This is a genomic window from Pseudomonas sp. Sample_10, assembly GCF_004321495.1.
GTDB lineage: Bacteria > Pseudomonadota > Gammaproteobacteria > Pseudomonadales > Pseudomonadaceae > Aquipseudomonas.
On record NZ_RCOE01000101.1, the window covers coordinates 1 to 1,380 of the forward strand.

Annotated in this window: 1 protein-coding gene; it reads left to right on the top strand. The window is 55.8% G+C overall.

What is annotated here, in order from left to right; all coding sequences use genetic code 11:
* Nucleotides 1-449 precede the first annotated feature (449 nt).
* On the top strand, nt 450-1,380 hold a 931-nt coding region (gene tig / locus D8U18_RS09280), incomplete at its 3' end, for a trigger factor (protein ID WP_131107485.1).

A 1,380-nucleotide genomic window follows, 5' to 3' on the forward strand; every position in this document is an offset into this window, starting at 1 on the left:
CGGGATTGTGACTCCCGTTGTCGTGGGTTCGATCCCCATCGTCCACCCCATATTCCGAAAGGCGCCAGATTAATAGTCTGGCGCCTTTTTTGTTTCAGAAGATCGAGTTTTCAGCGGCTGCAGGTACTGGGTCGCAGGGCAGGGCGTTTCGTCGTATTTATGTTACTCGATGATGCCGTGCTGCCCACCGGCCTTGCTCGCCGGGTTGGCTGTCGGGGAGATGCCTGGTACCGCTTCTATATAAGGAAGGGTTGGTGCAGAGCCCTGGCGTGATTGGTTGTATTTGCCACCGGAGCGAAGTGCATCCGTGCCTTCGCACCTATAAATTGCCTGCTGTTTTTTTACCCGTTTTCAGTGGGGTGACTTCTTGAGTTTGACCCACTAGAATGCATGCCCTTGATTCTGGGGTCGGAAACGGCCGGCTAACGTCTGTGCAACGAGGAATATCCATGCAAGTTTCTGTTGAAAATACTTCTGCTCTTGAGCGCCGCATGAGCATCACCGTGCCGGCTGAGCGCATCGAGACTCAGGTCAACAAGCGTCTGCAGCAGACTGCCCAAAAGGCCAAGATTGCTGGCTTCCGTCCAGGCAAAGTGCCAATGAGCGAAATCAAGCGTCGTTTTGGCGCCGAAGCTCGCCAGGAAGCTGTAGGCGACGTCATCCAGTCTTCCTTCTACGAGGCTGTTGTCGAGCAAAAGCTGAACCCGGCGGGTTCGCCTTCGATCGAGCCGAAATCCCTGGAAGCGGGCAAGGACCTGGAATACGTCGCAGTTTTCGAAGTGTTCCCTGAGTTCACCGTTGCCGGTTTCGAAGGTATCACCGTAGAGCGCCTGAGCGCTGACGTGGCTGATGCCGATCTGGACAAGATGCTGGACATCCTGCGCAAGCAGAACACCCGCTTCGAAGTGGCCGATCGTGCTGCCCAGAACGAAGACCAGCTGAACATCGATTTCGTTGGCAAGGTCGACGGTGAAGTGTTCGCTGGCGGTTCCGCCAAAGGTACTCAGCTGGTTCTGGGTTCCGGCCGCATGATCCCTGGCTTCGAAGACGGCCTGGTTGGCGCTAAAGCTGGCGAAGAGCGTGTTCTGAATCTGACCTTCCCTGAGGATTACCAGAACCTCGACCTGGCTGGCAAAGCCGCTGAGTTCACCGTGACCGTGAACACTGTTTCCGAGCCAAAACTGCCAGAGCTGACCGAAGAGTTCTTCGCTCAATTCGGCATCAAGGAAACCGGTCTGGAAGGCTTCCGCGCCGAAGTTCGCAAGAACATGGAGCGTGAGCTGCGTCAGGCGATCAAATCCAAGGTCAAGAATCAGGTAATGGATGGTCTGCTGGCCACCAACCCGATCGAAGTGCCAAAGGCTCTGCTGTCCAACGAAG